This is a genomic window from Pseudoduganella sp. R-34, assembly GCF_049904655.1.
GTDB lineage: Bacteria > Pseudomonadota > Gammaproteobacteria > Burkholderiales > Burkholderiaceae_D > Rugamonas.
In genome coordinates, this window is record NZ_CP184572.1 from 5,792,809 (window position 1) to 5,808,248 (window position 15,440).

At 64.8% G+C, this 15,440-nt stretch carries 9 protein-coding genes; 5 read left to right on the plus strand and 4 right to left on the minus strand.

The genetic code is table 11. The features are described 5' to 3' along the window. Positions 1-58: 58 nt before the first annotated feature. The gene (locus tag ACN9MW_RS26630) at positions 59-1,828 is read left to right on the plus strand and encodes a GDSL-type esterase/lipase family protein (RefSeq protein ID WP_426164560.1); all 1,770 of its coding nucleotides are present in this window, start codon (positions 59-61) and stop codon (positions 1,826-1,828) included. On the opposite strand, the gene ACN9MW_RS26635 is transcribed toward ACN9MW_RS26630, so the two are convergent. From ACN9MW_RS26635 to garD, 4 genes are read right to left on the minus strand one after another with little or no spacing between them, the layout of a single operon-like run. Further along, positions 1,825-4,359 (minus strand): family 43 glycosylhydrolase, encoded by a 2,535-nt coding sequence (locus tag ACN9MW_RS26635; protein ID WP_426164562.1) that lies wholly within the window; start codon positions 4,357-4,359, stop codon positions 1,825-1,827. The genes ACN9MW_RS26630 and ACN9MW_RS26635 overlap by 4 nt on opposite strands. Further along, positions 4,356-5,261, minus strand: coding sequence for an aldose 1-epimerase (locus tag ACN9MW_RS26640; protein ID WP_426164564.1), 906 nt, complete (start codon positions 5,259-5,261; stop codon positions 4,356-4,358). Before ACN9MW_RS26640 ends, ACN9MW_RS26635 begins: the two co-directional genes overlap by 4 nt. After that, positions 5,258-6,073, minus strand: a complete 816-nt coding sequence (locus tag ACN9MW_RS26645) for an NAD-dependent epimerase/dehydratase family protein (RefSeq protein ID WP_426164566.1) — start codon at positions 6,071-6,073, stop codon at positions 5,258-5,260. Before ACN9MW_RS26645 ends, ACN9MW_RS26640 begins: the two co-directional genes overlap by 4 nt. A gap of 16 nt (positions 6,074-6,089) precedes the next feature. Continuing rightward, positions 6,090-7,646 (minus strand): galactarate dehydratase, encoded by a 1,557-nt coding sequence (gene garD / locus ACN9MW_RS26650; protein WP_426164568.1) that lies wholly within the window; start codon positions 7,644-7,646, stop codon positions 6,090-6,092. Between the two features lie 154 nt (positions 7,647-7,800). Here garD and ACN9MW_RS26655 point away from each other — a divergent pair, with 154 nt between their 5' ends. From ACN9MW_RS26655 to ACN9MW_RS26670, 4 genes are all read left to right on the plus strand, one after another. Next, positions 7,801-9,204 (plus strand): glycoside hydrolase family 88/105 protein, encoded by a 1,404-nt coding sequence (locus ACN9MW_RS26655; protein ID WP_426164570.1) that lies wholly within the window; start codon positions 7,801-7,803, stop codon positions 9,202-9,204. A 9-nt stretch (positions 9,205-9,213) separates the two neighbouring features. Then, on the plus strand, positions 9,214-10,425 hold the full coding sequence (locus ACN9MW_RS26660) for a DUF4861 family protein (protein WP_426164572.1): 1,212 nt from the start codon (positions 9,214-9,216) through the stop codon (positions 10,423-10,425). Beyond that, positions 10,422-12,326, plus strand: a complete 1,905-nt coding sequence (locus ACN9MW_RS26665) for a glycoside hydrolase family 28 protein (RefSeq protein WP_426164574.1) — start codon at positions 10,422-10,424, stop codon at positions 12,324-12,326. The genes ACN9MW_RS26660 and ACN9MW_RS26665 overlap by 4 nt, the downstream gene beginning before the upstream one ends. A gap of 126 nt (positions 12,327-12,452) precedes the next feature. Further along, positions 12,453-15,401, plus strand: coding sequence for a TonB-dependent receptor (locus tag ACN9MW_RS26670; RefSeq protein WP_426164576.1), 2,949 nt, complete (start codon positions 12,453-12,455; stop codon positions 15,399-15,401). Positions 15,402-15,440: the final 39 nt, after the last annotated feature.

Here is a 15,440-nt window from a genome sequence, read left to right on the forward strand (position 1 = left end):
ACCACTTGCATGCATGGTCAGGCCAAAATAGAATGAGGTGAACTTCAGGGGGAGCCTCATGCTGCGTCACATCCTTTTGTCCCTGGCCTGCGTGGCCAGCCTGCCGGCTTTTGCTGCCGACCGCATCATCCTGGTCGGCGATTCGACCGTCGCCAGCGGCGGCGGATATGGCGATTACCTGTGCCGGCGGCAGCGCCCCGACACCACCTGCCTGAATCTCGCCAAGAACGGCCGCAGCTCAAGTTCCTTCCGTGCCGAGGGCCGTTGGGACGAGGTGCAGGCCTTGCTGCGCAACGGCGCCGGCTTCCGCAACACTTACGTGCTGATGCAGTTCGGCCACAACGACCAGCCGGGCAAACCGGGCCGCTCGACGGACCTGGTCACGGAGTACCCCGCCAACCTGGCACGCTATGTGGCGGACGTGAAGGCTGGCGGCGGCGTGCCGGTGCTGGTGACTTCCCTCACCCGCCGCAGCTTCCGGAATGGCTATGTCTGGAACGACCTGGCGCCGTGGGCGACAGCGGCGCGCGAAGTGGCCCAGCGCGAAGGCGTGGCCGTACTGGACCTGAATGCCCTGTCGCTGGCAGCCGTGCAGGCAATGGGACCGGCGGAAGCGGACACGCTGGCCCAGCCCAAGGGTGCGGGCTTCGACTACACCCACCTTGGCCCGAAAGGCGGCCGCTTCTTCGGCGACATGGCTGCGCGCGAACTGCTGCGGCTATTCCCTGCCCTCGGCCCGCTCGCTGATCCGGACGACACATCGCGGCAGGCAGCGCGCGAACATGCGCCGGCCGACGGCTGGGCCGGCGAGCAAGGCGGCACGCGCGGCGGCGCTGCGGCTTCCGCTGGCCACGTGCATACCGTCTCCACGCCCGCCGAGCTGAAGACTGCGGTGGCCGGCACTGCCGACGCGCGCATCATTCAGGTGCGCGGCACCCTCGACATGGCCGATGGCGCCAAGGTCGGCGTGGTGCGGCTGCCGTCCAACACCACGTTAATCGGCCTTGGGGAAGATGCTGGTTTCGTCAACGCCAGCCTGATAGTCGGCAATGTGAGCCAGGTCATCATCCGCAACCTTTCGATCAGCAATCCCTGCGATCCCGATCCGAAATGGGACCCGCAGGACGGCGCCAAAGGCAATTGGAATTCGCTGTACGACGGTATCACGGTCACCGGATCGCACCACGTCTGGATCGACCATAACAGCTTCACCGATGCGCCGCGCACCGACGGCCAGTCTCCTAAAGAGAACGGCATGCTGAAACAATGCCACGACGGCGCGCTAGATATCACTTCGGCTTCGGACTTCGTCACGGTGTCGTACAACCACTTCGCTTTGCACGAAAAGAACACGCTGGTAGGCGCCAGCGACCGCGCCACGGGCGATGAAGGCCACTTGCGCGTCACCTTCTCGAACAACTTCTTCGAGCAAGTGACGGCGCGCACGCCACGCGTGCGATTCGGTCAAGTCCACCTGTTCAACAACTATCACAAGGGCTCGCGCAAGCAGGCCGAATATCCGCATGAATACAGCGTCGGCATCGCCAGGCAGGCGCACGTGATCATTGATGCCAACGCCTACGATATCGAAGGCGCGCGCGGCTGCGGCGACGTGCTGCACAATCCCGGCAAATCCGAAGCAGGCGCCGTGCTGGACCACGGCTCGCTCTTGAACGGCAAGGCGCTGGCAGATTGCGGCTTTGCGACCGACGTCGGCTGGAGCGTGCCGTACGCCTTCCGCGCCCTGCCCGCCGCCGACGTGCAGCCCAACGTCATGACCAATGCCGGTGCCGGCCACCTCGGCAAACTGCAGCCAGCATCCCGCTAAGGCGTAATGCGCAGATAATCGATATCGGCGTAGGCGCCCTTCGCGCCGGTGGCGAACAGCCCGACCTGGGCGCCAACCCAGCGTCCCATGGCGGCCGTGAACGGCGTGCCGGCGGGTGTGAAGTTCACCCCGTCCTGGCTGTAGGAGAAGGCGGTTTGTCCGCCTGCGCCAACGTCCATGCGAAGGTGGGTGAAAGTCTTCAGCGGCAAGGCGTTCGACGCTTCCTGCCGCTCCTTGCATTTGTCATTGGCCGCCTCGCAGCGCACGTAGACAATGCGCAGTTCACCATGCTCGCGGTGCAAGCCGAGCCAGGCGTAGCTTTGCCCGTACATGGCCAGGCCGACCGTGTCGCCGTCCGCAACGGCTTGCAGCTCAAGCTTTGCCACTGCAGAAAAGACTGGTGCGGGCAGTTTCTGCGTCAGCACGGCCGGCAGGGAACGCAGCGGTGCGATCGGCGCTTCGCCATTGGCCGGCACCGGAGCAGGCTGCGCGTACAGCCGCAGGAAGCCGGCACGCTCTGTCAGCGAGTACCAGCCGGGGGCCGGATTGACCACCCATTGCCATTGCGGCGCGAGGCGCTTCGCCCGGAATTCGTCGCCGATGTCCGGCCAGGCCGGCGCCGGGACCGACGCTGCGGCAGCCATGGTCGCCGGCTTGGCGAATTCAGCAACCGGTTGACCAACGCCAGGCTTGGCCGAAGCTTCGCCAATGATCGGCCAGCCATCGTCCTGCCAGCGCATTGGCTGTAAATGCACCACGCGGCCGAAAGCGCGCTTGTCCTGGAAGTGAAAGAACCAGTCGGTCCCGTCCTCCGCACGCACCCAGGCCCCCTGGTGCGGCCCGTTGACGGCCGAACTGCCTTGCTCCATCACGATGCGCGCCTCGTACGGTCCGTCGACATGCCGCGAGCGGAACACCGACTGCCACCCGGTCTCCACACCGCCAGCCGGCGCGAACACGTAATACCAGCCGTTGTGCTTATAGAGCTTGGGGCCTTCCAGCGTCTTGTAGCCCGGCAGCGTGTTGCCGTCGATGACCACGCGGCTCACGTCATCCAGCATGCGGCTGCCATCCGGCGCCATCGGGCGCAGGCTCAGGACGTTGTTGAAGCCAGCGCGCGACTTTGCCCATCCGTGCAGCAGCCATGCCTTGCCATCGTCGTCCCACAGCGGCGCAGGGTCGATCAGGCCCTTGCCGGCCATGAGCAGCCGGGGCTTGCTCCAGGGTCCTCCGAATCGCGTGGCGGTGACGACGTAAATGCCGAAATCCGGGTCTGGGTAGAAGATCCAGAATTTGCCATCGTGGTAACGCAGGCATGGCGCCCACACGCCTTTGCCGTGCTGCGGTGCACGGAACGCTTCCTCCGGCACCAGCCGCGGCAAGGCGTGGCCGACCAGCCGCCAGTTCACCATATCGTCGGACTCCAGCAATGGCAGGCCGGGGACGTTGGTAAAGCTCGAGGAAGTCATGTAGTAGCGCGTGCCGACGCGGATCACGTCCGGGTCCGAATAGTCGGCGTGCAGGACCGGGTTGCGGTAGCGGCCATCGCCCAGGTCCGGCGACCACGGCGCACGCGCCATTTGCGGCGCGCCAAACGTGCGCTCCAGGAAGGCTTGCATGGCGTCGACGGCCGGCGCCAGCCAGGGATCGAACAGCCAGAACGAATGCGGCGTGCCGGGCAGATTCACGTGCTCGGTCGGGATTTTGTATTGGGCAAGGCGTTGCGCCAAGGCCTCCCGCCCGACGCTGAAGCGCGGTTGTCCGCTGGTGATAAACAGTATCGGGGCACTGCCGGGGCCTGCATGCGTCAGGGGCGAGGCATCTCGCCAGCGCGCCTCCTGTTCCGCATAACGCCCACCCAACCATGCTCCGGCTGCGGTCGGATTCCTGGACGGGTCGTCTTCATGCTTGCGCGCCTCTTCGGAAGTGAAGTCGGACAGGCCATCGATATTGACGGCCGCCTGCACGGCACTGGCCGCATCACGGCCGTTCGTCGTGCCAACCAGCGCGGCGATCTGGCCGCCCGCCGATCCGCCAGCGACAGCAATGCGCTTGTCATCCAGGCCGTATTGCAATGCCGCGGCGCGCAGCCAGCGAATCGCTTCCCTGACGTCGTCGATCGCAGCGGGAAACTGCGCTTCGCCCGACAAACGGTAGTCGACCGTGGCCGCAGCGAAACCCCTGGCCGCAAGGCGCGCCGCCAGCGGCGCCATATTCTGCCGCGTGCCGCTGCGCCATCCGCCACCGTGGACCAGCACCACCAGCGGCCAGGCACGACCGCGGCCGTCGCCATTTGGCCCGGGCAGGTAAAGGTCTAGCTGCAACGCACGCTCACCGCGCTGGACGTAGCCAAGGTCGCGCAGCACGCGCACTGGCGCCGGCGCTTCCGCACTGGCAATCGCTATGTGCGGGTACTGGCCAGCCAGCTTGGCGTATGTCGTTTCGGCGTTATATGGCGCATCGGAAGCCGCCAGGGCGCTCGGCCCGGCGCCGAGCCAGGCGGCAGCAAGCACGGCTTGCAGCGTCCTCACGCAATCTCCTCAACGGTGAAACGCACGGTACGCCGCAGGTCCTGCCCCGGCGCCAGCACGGTCAGCCCATGCGCAGTCGCACCGCCTGGCAGGTTGTGCGCATTGACCGGATGGTCCACGGGCTCGAAGCAGAAGAAGTCTTTGCCCGGCGGTACATACAGGATGTAATAGCCCATGTCCGTGCTGATGTGCAGGCGCAAGCGGCGCGATGGCCAGTCGATTTGCGCTTTGCCGTCCCAGCCGGTGAAGGCATTGTCGACGCCGTCGCTCGGCAAGGGGCGCGGCGCTTCGCCGCAGAAGTTCCACCCTGGCGGCAGCGCGCTTCGCCCGGCTGGCAACTTGTCGGCGCCGGACAGCCACACGCCGTCGGCCACGGCGCGCAGTCGCGCGTCGTCGGGGCAAGGCATCCATGGATGCAGTCCAAGGCCAAACGGCAGCGGATGCCGGCCGTTGTTCGTGACCTTGAGCGTCACACGCAAGACGTTGTCCGACAGCGTGTAAGCCATGTGGGCGGTGAATGCGAATGGCGAACCATCGCGGCGGTAGAGCGAGAGTACGACGCTGCATTCGTCCCGCGCCTCCACATGCCATGGCATGCGCCAGCCCTCTCCATGGATCGGACAGGGCTCGCCTTCCCGCGTTGGCGCCGGCGTAATGCGGCGGCCCTGGAACTCAAAGCCGCCAGGGGCGATCCGGTTGGACCAGGGGACCAGGGGAAAACAGGCCAGCTGGCCAGGCAGCGGCTGCGCGACGCCATCGGCAAGGGGACGCAGCACGGGTACCGGCTCGGCAGCGAGGGCGCCGGCGCAACCAGGGTTGCCGACCCAGTCAAGCCGTGCCAGCCCGCCGCCGACAGCAGGCAGCACCACGGCCCGCAAGCCGCCGCTGCGCAGCTCAATCATTTGAACATCGGGCCGTCGAGCAGGAATTTGCCGCCCTGGTAGATCGTTGTGACGTCGTCCTTTTCCGGGAAGTCGGACGTATCCGGGAACAGGTGCGCGAACTTGGCCGACGAATCCTTCGGGCGATAACCAAGATGCGCGGCGTAGCGGTTATCCCACCATACCGAATCGTTGTCCGACATGCCGAACACGATGGTGTGGCCCACGCGCGGCGCGAACAGCGAGCAGCGCAGCAGCTCCGTCAGGTCGTCGTAGGACAGGTAGGTCGACATCATCCGCTTGTTGGCCGGCTGCGGGAAGCTGGAACCGATACGGATGCAAACGGTTTCGATGCCGAAGCGGTCGTAGTAATAGCGCGACATCTGCTCGCCGAATACCTTGGAGATACCGTACATGCTGTCCGGACGGGTCGGCATGTTCGCATCCAGCATATCGGTCGTCTTGTAGTAGCCGATCGCATGGTTCGAGCTGGCGAACATCAAGCGCTTCACGCCGTGCTTGTAGGCCGCCTCATACAGGTTCGCCACGCCCAGGATATTGGCCTGCATGATCGCCTCGAACGGCGCTTCGGTCGAGATGCCGCCGAAATGCAGCACCGCATCCACACCCTCCATCAGCTTCATCACAGCCGCCTTGTCGGACAGGTCGCACGGCACCAACTCCTCGCCGGGACGCGCCTCGCCCATGTCCGCGATATCGCTCAGGCGCACCACTTCAGCCCAAGGCTTGATGCGGTCGCGCAGCACCTTGCCCAGGCCGCCGGCGGCACCGGTCATCAGGATGCGCTTGAATGGTTTTCCAGTTTGGCTCATGTCTCTTACTCCGTCATCAGGTTACCGGCGCCGGATTGAACAGCGCCAGTGAATTATGGATCTTCCAGTGTTCGGCCCAGGTTTCCTTGCCGCTCGCCACATCAAGCATCAGGCGGAACAGCTCCCAGCCTACATCCTCGATGGTGGCCTCGCCGCTGGCAATGCGGCCCGCGTTCACGTCCATCAGGTCGTGCCAGCGCTGCGCCAGGTCATTGCGGGTGGCGACCTTGATCACGGGTACCGCCGCCAGGCCGTATGGCGTGCCGCGGCCGGTGGTGAAGACGTGGATGTTCATGCCGGCCGCCATCTGCAGCGTACCGCAAATGAAATCGCTGGCCGGCGTCGCCGCGTAGATCAGGCCTTTCTGCGTCAGCTTGTCGCCCGGCGACAGCACGCCGTGGATGGCGCCCGAGCCGGACTTCACGATCGAACCCATGGCTTTCTCCACGATGTTCGACAGGCCGCCTTTCTTGTTGCCCGGCGTGGTGTTGGCGCTGCGGTCAACCCCGCCGCGCTTCAGGTAGTCGTCGTACCATTGCATTTCGCGGATCATTGCCGCCGCCACCTCAGGCGTCTCCGCGCGGGACGTGAGCTGGTCGATACCGTCGCGTACTTCGGTCACTTCCGAGAACATCACGGCAGCGCCGGCGCGCACCAGCAGGTCGGTGGCAAAGCCCACTGCCGGATTGGCAGTCACGCCCGAGAAGGCATCGCTGCCGCCGCACTGCACGCCCACCACCAGTTCCGAAGCAGGCACCGTTTCGCGCTGGCGCGCATTCAGCACTTTCAGGTGCTGTTCCGCCGTGCGCATGATCGAATCGATCATCGAGTTGAAGCCGACGTGCGCGCCGTCCTGCAGGCATACCACGTCCGGCTCACCGGCCGCCGAGTTGAGATTGGCCGACGCGATCGGGATGCTCCCGGCAGGGAACAGGCGGGTCGGCGGCAGCTTTTCGCAGCCAAGGCTGACCACCATCACCTGGTTGCCGAAATTGGGGTTCTTGCTGATATTGCGCAGCGTGCGGATCGGCACGTCGGCCCCCGGCGCATCGATCGCCACGCCGCAACCGTAGATGTGCTCCAGCCCCACCACGTCGTCCACGTTCGGATAGCGCGGCAGCAGTTCTTCCTTGATGCGCTTGACCGCATGGTCGACCACGCCCGACACGCACTGCACGGTGGTGGTCACGGCCAGGATATTGCGCGTACCGACCGAGCCATCCGCATTGCGGTAGCCCTGGAAGGTGTAGCCCTCCAGCGGCGGCAGCGGCGCCGGCTTGCGGGTGCCGATCGGCAGGCCATCGAGCGAACGGGCGCCCGGCATGCGCAGCACCTTTTCCGAGACCCAGGAGCCGCGTGGAATCGCCTGGTCCGCGTAGCCGATGGTCACGTTGTAGCGCGTCACGGGATCGCCTTCGGCCAGGTCGACCAGGGCGACTTTATGCCCTTGTGGCACGCCTTCCACCAGCGTCAGGCCGTCCGGGAATACCGAGCCGGCCGGCAAGCCGCCGTCATTGACCACGATGGCAACATTGTCTGCCTCGTGCATCTTGATGTAGCGTGCGAGTTTCATTAGATGTCCTTTTGATGATCCTGAACTTCATTTTCAGTATGCCACACAAAAACGACGATTGGCTAGTCCACCTTGCATATTTGGTCTGACCAAATTAGAATGGCCTGACCAGATGACGCAGTTACACCACACTTAAAACGTCGCACGGAGACCCATGAAGCCGACATCGTCCCTGCTGGCAGCCGCCCTGGCCTGCCTCTTCGCCCTCAGCCCTGCCCACGCGGAAGGTCCTTACCGCAATACCGACAACAAAAATCCGAACGACGCCGGTGAAGGCAGCTACCCGGTCCCGTACAAGATGCCGACCGTCGCCGAAATCACCGGCACGCTGCAGAAAGTACGAGGCTACATGGACAGCGTGACGCCGACCCGCATCGTCAGCAAAAAGACCGGCGAAACAATCACCGACCTGAAAACCCCTGTGGCCGACGCGATCTTCGAGCCGAGCAAGGGCGACTTCGGCATCCAGGTGTACGAAATGGGCGTGGTGCATTCCGGCCTGCTGCGCGCGGCCGAAGCGACCGGCGACCGCAGCTTTCTCGCCATGACCGAGCGCCACCTCAACTTCTTCAAACAGACCAGGCCCTACTTCGCCGCCCAGGAAAAGCAGTTCAAGCTGGAGCGCGGCAACAGCTTCTCGCGCTTCCTCGACCCGCGCTCGCTCGATGATTCCGGCTCGATGTGCGCAGCCCTGATGCGCGCCCGCGCCGCCAAGGTCGGCCCCGACCTGGCGGACATGATCGCCACGTGCAGCGACTGGGTCGCCAACAAGCAGTATCGCCTGAAGGACGGCACCCTGGCCCGCAAGCGCCCGCAAGCCGAATCGCTGTGGGGCGACGACCTGTACATGGGCGTGCCGGCGCTGGCCGAAATGGGCCGCATGACCGGCAAGCGCGCCTATTTCGACGACGCCGTGAACAATGTGCTCAACATGGCGGACTACCTGTTCAACCCGCAGTCCAAGCTGTACACGCACGGCTGGCACGCCGGCATGAACGACGCGCCGAACTTCTACTGGTCGCGCGCCAACGGCTGGGCGGTGCTGGCCATGTCCGACCTGCTCGACGTACTGCCGAAAGACCACCCGGGCTATCCGAAAGTGCTGGCGCAACTGCGCCTGTCGCTGCAAGGCATTGCGGAACGCCAGTCCGGCAGCGGCCTGTGGCACCAGATGATCGACCGTAACGACTCCTACCTCGAGACCTCGGCGTCGGCCATCTTCACCTACGTGATCGCCCACGCCGTCAACCAGGGCTGGATCTCGCCTGCACCATACGGCTCCATCGCACAAGCCGGCTGGGCCGGGCTGCAGACGAAAATCACCGGCCAGGGCGAAGTGGAAGGCACCTGCGTCGGCACCACCCTGGCCGGCGACATGGTGTACTACTACAACCGGCCAACCAGCAAGCACGCCCTGCATGGCTACGGCCCCGTGCTGCTGGCCGGAGCCGAAATGATCAAGCTGGTCACCAATCCCAAGCTCGACATCCAGTACCGCGTCCGCACCTATCACTACCTGCCGAAAGGCGGCCAGACCGACTACCGCGAACACCACTGAGGAGCAGCCATGAAGACCACCCGCATCCTTGCCGCACTGGCCGCCGCCCTGCCCGCGATTGCCGCCAGCGCAGCGGAACGCCTGACCATCACGCTGCAGCACGACCTCGATATCGCACGCCCCTCGGAAACGGTGACCGTCCCCTGGTCGGAAGTGAACAAGGCCCTGCCGCACGCCCTGGTCCAGAAAATCGCCGTGCGCGATGCCTCCGGCCGCGTGGTGCCGCACCAGGTCACCAATGTCGCGCCGCAGGCGAAAGACCCGCAGAACGTCGGCACCGCTTACGGCGAGCTGATTTTCCAGCACAGCTTCAAGGCCGGCGAAAAGTCCGCCACTTACACGGTTGAAAAAATCGACAGCGTAGCGCCCGTATTCGCGGCGCAAACCTTTGCCCGCTACGTCCCCGAACGCCTCGACGATTTCGGCTGGGAGAACGACAAGATCGGCCACCGCACCTACGGTCCCGCGCTGGCTGCTCCCGCTCCGGCGGGCGTCGTGAAGGAGGTGCTGGTGACCTCCGGCCTGGACCTGTGGTTCAAGCGCGTGCCTTATCCGATTGTCGATCGCTGGTACAACAAGGGCCACGACCACTACCACCATGACGAAGGCGAAGGCATGGACATGTACAACGTCGGCCGCTCGCGCGGCGCCGGCGGTACCGGTGTGTGGGACGGCGGAAAACTGTACGTATCCACCAACTACGCAAGCTGGAAAGTTCTGGCCAACGGCCCGGTACGTTCCATCTTCGAGCTGTCCTACGCCGCATGGGACGCCGCCGGTCTGCCGGTGACGGAAACCAAGCGCTTCACCGTCGACGCCGGCCAGCAGCTGGACATGATCGAGTCCACCTTCAGCTATGCAGGCGACAAGCCGCTGCCCGTTGCCGTAGGCCTGAACAAGACCCCAAGCGACAAGGGCCAGACCCCTCAAATCGCCACCAGGCGCGAAGGCAAGGTGCTGCTGCAATGGGTCGAGCAAGCCAGCAACGGCGCCTTCGGCACCGCCGTCGTCGTGCCGGCGGCGCAAGGCTTCGCTGAAGACGCCCTGAATGAACTGATCCTCGCCCCGGCAAGCGCCGGCAAGCCACTGCGCTACTACGCCGGCGGCGCCTGGAGCCGCGCCGGCGAAATCACCACCCGCGAGCAATGGGAAGCCTACGTCGCCAACGCCGCCGCCCGCGCCGCCAACCCCGTGCGCACCGCCCTGGCGGCAAGCAAATGAGCGGCCCGCACCGCACCACCCAGCCGAGCCCGTGTCACACCCTGGGGTCAGGCCCCAAGAGTGACACGAGCCCAGCTGTATCCGCTCGCCGCGCCTTGCTCCGTGCAGCGGTCGCCGGCGGGGCATTGATCGCTTCGCAGCCAGCGCTGGCACGTTTCGCGGCGGCCGTGGCGAATGCCGCCGCCAGTGACCCGGCGGGCGGCGACCCATGGCTGCGCGCAAGGGAAATCGCCGCGCGGTTTGCCACGCCGATCGCCTTTCGCAAGCAGGATTTCCTGGTGACGGAATTCGGCGCCAAGCCATGCAAGCTGGTTTCCGTGCAAGGCCAGGTCGCATCGCTCGAACCGGGCACGCTGCAAACGCCGGCAAAAGGCAGTCATGACTGCTACCCTGCCATCACCGCTGCAATCGCCGCCGCGCACCAGGCCGGCGGCGGGCGCGTTGTCATTCCAGAAGGCGCGTGGTACATCAAAGGCCCGCTGGTGCTGCGCTCCAACGTCCACGTGCACCTGGCAAAAGGCGCGCGCCTGGTGTTCAGCGCCAATCCGGACGATTACGCGAAATACGGCGACATCGACTGCGGCAAGAACGGCAAGCTGGTTCGCAGCCGCTGGCAAGGCAACGATTGCCTGAACTTCTCCCCGCTGGTGTATGCCCACGGCCAGAGGAACATCGCTCTCACCGGCGAAGACTGGACCTCCGTGCTGGACGGCCAAGGCGGCGCCCCTTTCGAGAACAATCCGAGCGAATGCTGGTGGGACTGGAAAGGCCGTGGCAAGCCTGCACGCGAACGCACTGAAACAGCCATCAATCCGAACAACGCCGCGCCGGTGCAACGCGCGCCCGGAGAGCGCATCCTGATTCAAGGTTCAGGCAATCGCTGGCAGAGCGACGCGCGCTACCTGCCCGTGCTCTCCGAGTCCAATGTCCCCGCCGATCAGCGCGTGTTCGGCCACGGCCACTTCCTGCGTCCCTGCATGGTCGAACTGATCGAATGCGAGAACGTCCTGCTCCAGGGCTACCAGATCGTCGGCGCCCCGTTCTGGGTGCACCACCCGGTCGCCAGCCGCAACGTCCACTTCAAGGACGTGAACATGGAAAGCCTGGGCCCGAACAGCGATGGCTTCGATCCGGAAGCCTGCGACGGCGTGCTGGTGGAAGGCTGCACCTTCAATAACGGCGACGACTGCATCGCCATCAAGGCCGGCAAGAACAGGGACACCCACTACGGCCCCACCCGCAACATCCTGATCCGCCACTGCGTGATGAACAGCGGCCATGGCGGCGTCACGCTGGGCAGCGAAATGGCCGGCGGCATTGAGCACGTCTACGCCGAGCAGATCGAATTCAGGAACCTGCACTGGGCCAGCGACGCGCTCAACACCGCCATCCGCCTGAAAACCAATATGAACCGCGGCGGCTTCCTGCGCCACCTCTACGTCCGCGACTGCACGCTGCCGAACGGCGTGCAGACCAGCCCGGGCTTCTACAAGCCGCTGCCCGGCACCACCAGGCCGTCCGGTCCGGTCGCGTCAGGCGCCGGCGCCGTGATCACCTTCGACTGCGATTACGCCCCGGCCGACGACGTGGTGCGCACGCGCCCGCCCGAAGTGTCGGACATCGAGATCTCCGGCCTCAAGGTGGGCAACGTCGACACGCCCAATGGCAAGGTCTCCTGCTACCAGGCGATCGTGATGCTGGGTCCTGTCGCCAGCAGCTACAACGGCCCCGCCGGCGCGGCAATTCCGCCGATCGCGCGCGTGAGAATCCGCGACTGCGACTTCGGCACCCCACACAATGCCGGGCAACCGTGGCTTCTGCACAACGTCCGCGCACTGGTTCTCGACAACGTCACCATAGGCGGAAAGCGCTATAGCGGGGAGTTTTCCGCCGACGCCTGATCTGGACAGGCCAATTTTGCAAATAAATACATTTGGACTGACCACCTTGCAAAATTCTTAGCATAAAATAGCGCAACCGGCCTGACCACTTACAAGAGCCGGCTGCAATAATAACCAGGAGATGGCATGAAGTTCACGGATCAAACCGAGGCTTTGCGCAAGTTCGCGCTGCGCCTCGTCGGCACTTACTCAGTCACCGCGCTGGCCATGGGCCTCGCCCACGCACAGGCCACCGCACCGGCCGCGCCGGCCGCGGAACCGGAAATGAAAGTCGTAGTCACCGGCCTGCGCGCCGCGCTGGAATCGGCGCTGAACAAGAAGCGCGAGGACAACGGCATCGTCGACGTCATCAAGGCCGAAGACATGGGCAAATTCCCCGACACCAACCTGGCCGAATCGCTGCAGCGCGTGCCAGGCGTGGTGATCGACCGCGACGCGGGCGAGGGCCGCAGCATCACCGTGCGCGGCCTGGGCCAGGACTTCACCCGCGTGCGCATCAACGGCCTGGAAGCGCTGGCCACTACCGGCGGCACCGACAGCTCCGGCGGCACCAACCGCTCGCGCGGCTTCGACTTCAACGTATTCGCCTCCGAACTGTTCTCGTCGCTGACCGTGCGCAAGAGCTCTTCCGCCGACGTGGATGAAGGCTCGCTGGGCGCCACCGTCGACCTGCAAACCATGCGCCCCTTCGACCTGAAAGGCTTCAACGCCACCATCACGGCCAAGGGCAAGTACAACGACCTGTCGAAGAAGACCGACCCGCGTGTGGCCTTCCTGCTGTCCGACACCTTCGCTGACCGCAAGGTAGGCGTTCTGCTGTCCGGCGCCTTCTCCAAGCGGCAGTTGCTGGAGGAAGGCTTCTCCACTGTGCGCTGGGATAACGGACCATCGAGCGGCGGCTGGTGCGCGCCGCGAGGCGTGGCGGCCAATCCAGCCAACTCCACCGCAGCCACCTGCGGCCCTGCTGCCCAAGGAGTACCGCGCCTGCCCGCTTCGCAAGCGGCGACCGACGCCTACAACCTGGCCAGCAGCGCCGACAACTTCCATCCGCGCCTGCCGCGCTATGGCCGCCTGACCCACGACCAGGACCGCGTCGGCCTCACTGGTTCCGTGCAGTGGCGCCCGATGCAAGGCTCGCTGGTCACCTTCGACATGCTGTATGCGAAGCTCGATGCAACGCGCCAGGAAGACTTCCTGGAAGCGATTTCGTTCAGCCGCTCCGCCAGCCAGGGCGGCAAGCCGCAAACCTCGGTTGTGGAAGCGCAGTACGCGCCAAACGGCAACCTGTTGTACGGTAAGTTCAACGGCGTCGACATGCGCGCCGAGTCGCGCTACGACGAGCTGTCCACCACCTTTACCCAACCGACGCTGACCCTCGACCAGCGCCTGACCGATACCCTGCAACTGCAGGCGCGCGTCGGCCGCGCGACCTCGAAGTTCCGCAATCCGGTGCAAACCACCACCACGCTTGATGCGCTGAACGTGAACGGCTACACGATCGACTTCCGCCAGGACGACCGCCATCCGATCATCTCGCTGCCGTTCGACCCGGCAGCCGGCGGCAGCATGGGAATCGTCGGCGTGCCGCAAGTGGCCAGCGGCACCCAGCCGACCACCATTCCAAATACCACGAGCAGCGAAATCCGCATCCGCCCGCAAGGCGCCAACAACCGTAACGACACGGCGACCGTGGACCTGGCCTGGGAGGCGTCGGACGCGCTGACCGTCAAGGGCGGCCTGAATCGCAAGAAATACGACTTCGATTCCTACGAGTCGCGCCGCGTGAACCAGAACGACACGATCTTCGCGCCGCCGGCCGGCTCCGGCAACCTGACGACCACCGTGAGCGGCTTCGGCAAGGGGCAGAACCTTCCGGCCGGGACCTATACCACCTGGCTGATTCCCGACCTGAACGCCATCGCCAAGGCCTACGACATCTACTGCAATTGCATCAAGAGCGGCCCTGCCGGCGGTCCCGGCGACTTCACCCTGTCCTCCATCACCAACGGCAATGCGCGCGGCAACAACCGCTCTGTCAACGAGGAAGACAAAGGCTTCTACCTCATGGGCGAGTTCAAGACGGAGCTGGGCAGCGTTCCGCTGCGCGGCAATTTTGGCGCGCGCTACGTAAAGACCGAGCTTTCTGCAACCGGCTACCAGGCTGCAGGTGGCGGCACTGCGGTTACCGTCAACAATGAATACTCTGACATCCTGCCGTCCCTGAACATCGCTGCCACGCTGACGCCGGATTTGATCGCCCGCTTTGCCGCGGCCAAGGTCATGACCCGTCCGCAGCTGAACAACCTGTCGCCGGGCGGCACCATCGCCACCACCGGCACGCCAAGCATCACCACTGGCAATCCGCTGCTCAAGCCCTTCCGTGCCAAGACCTTCGACACCAGCCTCGAATACTACTTCGGCAAGAACGCCTTTGTCGGCCTGGGTCTGTTCCAGAAGAACATCAGCACCTACATCCAGTCCCTGCGCACCAATATGGCGTACAAGGACACCGGACTGCCCATGTCGCTGCTGCCAGCCAACTTCACCGGCGAAGAAGTTTTCCAGGTAACGGCTCCGATCAACACCGATGGCGGCAAGCTGAAAGGCTTCGAGCTGAATTACCAGCAGCCGTTCACCTTCCTGCCGGCATGGGGCAAGGACTTCGGCGCGCTGCTGAACTACACCCACGTGAAGTCGAAGATCGAGTATGTGGTTTCGCCAACCAGCGACACCCGCATCACCGACGACCTGCTCAACCTGTCGCCGCGTTCCTGGAACGCCACCCTGTACTACGACAACGGCAAGCTCAGTGCCCGCATTTCGGCTTCCTCCCGTTCCTCGTTCGTGACCCGCGTGCCGGGCCAGAACAACAACGACGTGGAAGGCAAGAACAAGTCGCTGAACGTGGACATGTCCGTGTCGTACAAAGTCAACGACAAGCTGGAACTCACGCTGGAAGGCGTGAACCTGACCAACGAAGAAAACGACCAGTTCGTGAGCCGCGCGCGCAACAGCGTGGTGGTGAACAACGTGACCGGCCGCGAATTCCTGGCCGGCCTGCGCTACAAGTTCTAAGGTGTTTCAAAGGCGTCTCTCCGCCTCTGCTTCCGGCCC

Excerpts from the sequence above, each read along its gene's own strand:
- ACN9MW_RS26655 (WP_426164570.1), top strand. The coding sequence starts at position 7,801 with ATGAAGCCGACATCGTCCCTGCTGGCAGCCGCCCTGGCCTGCCTCTTC.
- ACN9MW_RS26670 (WP_426164576.1), top strand. The coding sequence starts at position 12,453 with ATGAAGTTCACGGATCAAACCGAGGCTTTGCGCAAGTTCGCGCTGCGC.
- garD (WP_426164568.1), bottom strand. The coding sequence starts at position 7,646 with ATGAAACTCGCACGCTACATCAAGATGCACGAGGCAGACAATGTTGCC.
- ACN9MW_RS26645 (WP_426164566.1), bottom strand. The coding sequence starts at position 6,073 with ATGAGCCAAACTGGAAAACCATTCAAGCGCATCCTGATGACCGGTGCC.
- ACN9MW_RS26665 (WP_426164574.1), top strand. The coding sequence starts at position 10,422 with ATGAGCGGCCCGCACCGCACCACCCAGCCGAGCCCGTGTCACACCCTG.
- ACN9MW_RS26630 (WP_426164560.1), top strand. The coding sequence starts at position 59 with ATGCTGCGTCACATCCTTTTGTCCCTGGCCTGCGTGGCCAGCCTGCCG.
- ACN9MW_RS26660 (WP_426164572.1), top strand. The coding sequence starts at position 9,214 with ATGAAGACCACCCGCATCCTTGCCGCACTGGCCGCCGCCCTGCCCGCG.
- ACN9MW_RS26640 (WP_426164564.1), bottom strand. The coding sequence starts at position 5,261 with ATGATTGAGCTGCGCAGCGGCGGCTTGCGGGCCGTGGTGCTGCCTGCT.